The sequence below is a fragment of the Lacinutrix sp. YIN62 genome, from assembly GCF_057219185.1.
The window spans coordinates 1-1,202 of the sequence record NZ_JBXVVH010000073.1 but is presented as its reverse complement, the minus strand read 5'-3'; the positions used below and the strand labels follow the sequence as shown (position 1 = coordinate 1,202).

Sequence of the window (1,202 nt, the reverse complement as noted above, 5' to 3'; positions counted from 1 at the left end):
GAAATAAGATTACACTTATCTTTAGACTATAAAACACCTTATACCGTGTATAAATTTACAGCTTAAAAACAAATTTTAACTGTAGCCGTATTTCAGGACAAGACAGCTGAAAAAACAGAACTAATTGAGAATTTTAGATTGGATAAAGAACAGAGGAATTAAATCGGAATTTGAAAAAGCATTTTCTGACTTAAAGAGAATGGGAGAAATTGTACCAAGTGCAAAAAGGACTTATGAGTTACTTGCCGAATTAAACTTTGACACCTCTGATTCTCAATCTAAACTATTGATATCGGAATTTAACGATATTAAATATCAATCAAACACTAACAGTTTCTTTTATTTCTATTTTCCAATTGTAACTCACATTCTATATTACAAACCTAAATATGAGAAATATATTTTAGGTTATTTAATTGGACCGAATTTTGCGAATGGAGATACAGAAACAAAGGATTTGATTCCACTAATTAAAAGTGCAATGAAATTCAAATTATCTGAAAACAAAAATTATCTGACTCAAGAAAGTCAAAATTGGATTCTAAATGAACTACCGAAAATGGAAAAAGAAGTTGAAAGAGAAGCTCAAAAGTGTTGGAAAGAACTAAACGAATGAAAGAAATCAAAATTGAGGTTTATCACAAAGAAGAGAAAGTAACGACTACTCTTTATGTTGAGCAGTTAACTGAAAATAAATTTCGGATGACTGACAATGACTTTTGCAATCCTAAATTGACTTTAGGAACAGAATTCGAAACGAAAATCAACAAAGAAAACAAACACGAGATAACAGAAATAACAAAGGAATCGGAATACATTACACGTAGATTTGGATTAACACCAAATCATAAAGAATCTGACTATCGAATGCTCGGCGAGGAATTGACAAAAAGAGGTGGATTTTGGCAAGTTGACCTTGGTAGTATTGCGACTGTCAATATTCCAAAGGGTTTTGAATTTGACATTGACCAAGTTATAAAGGACTTGGACTTGAAATTAGTAGAAATAACGGATTAAAAGCCAGCGTACAACAAAGAACTGTGGATAAAAACAAGTAAAAACTCATTAATTTTTCACTAACGTACTTCTATAAGTCTCTGGACTTGCTATCTTAGATTGGACGTTAAGTTGAGTTACTATCTTGCTTGATTTTAACTTAGAGAATTATGAGACAAAAATCACGTCATTTCACGTTAGAGTTT

Annotated in this window: 2 protein-coding genes; both read left to right on the top strand. The window is 31.0% G+C overall.

Annotated features, from left to right (window positions below):
* Positions 1–124: 124 nt before the first annotated feature.
* Positions 125–616, top strand: coding sequence for a hypothetical protein (locus tag AC2D8I_RS16220; protein WP_484707159.1), 492 nt, complete (start codon positions 125–127; stop codon positions 614–616).
* Positions 613–1,017, top strand: a complete 405-nt coding sequence (locus AC2D8I_RS16215) for a hypothetical protein (protein ID WP_484707158.1) — start codon at positions 613–615, stop codon at positions 1,015–1,017. Before AC2D8I_RS16220 ends, AC2D8I_RS16215 begins: the two co-directional genes overlap by 4 nt.
* The last annotated feature ends 185 nt before the right edge of the window (positions 1,018–1,202 follow it).